This is a genomic window from Paenibacillus sp. J23TS9, from assembly GCF_018403225.1.
Taxonomy (GTDB): domain Bacteria; phylum Bacillota; class Bacilli; order Paenibacillales; family Paenibacillaceae; genus Paenibacillus_AQ.
On record NZ_BOSG01000023.1, the window covers coordinates 1 to 478 of the forward strand.

The following is a 478-nucleotide window of genomic DNA, read 5'->3' on the forward strand; positions in this document are numbered from 1 at the left end:
TGGGGTAACCCGCAAGGGAGCCAGCCGCCGAAGGTGGGGTAGATGATTGGGGTGAAGTCGTAACAAGGTAGCCGTATCGGAAGGTGCGGCTGGATCACCTCCTTTCTATGGAGAATCGTTTCCCGAGGGGAAACATTCAAATAAAGCAAGATAATGCTCTCGAAGTATTTTTACTTCGTAAAAATTTCACTCACTCGTTGCTCAGTTTTGAGAGAGCAAACACTCTTTCAATATACCGATTCTGTTCATTCCACTTGTAGGAATGACATGAGAGCCGGTCTTGATCCTTGAAAACTAGATAACGAAACGAATTTGCGTTTTAGAAATATCCTTTTAGCTGCTTGTGTCAATTTTATTGACCAAGTAAATAAGAGTAGCATGCGAAAGATTCGTGACAGGTGATCCTTTGTGAGACAGTTTCCACCTTGGTTTATTCCAATCAAGAAACTGGCGAGCAACAGAGCACATGGCGCGAAAC

The 478-nt window shown here is 43.7% G+C and carries 1 rRNA gene; it reads left to right on the plus strand.

The window, feature by feature from the left end:
• Positions 1–105: ribosomal RNA gene (locus KJS65_RS29525) — 16S ribosomal RNA — on the plus strand; the annotation flags it as partial.
• Between the last annotated feature and the right edge of the window lie 373 nt (positions 106–478).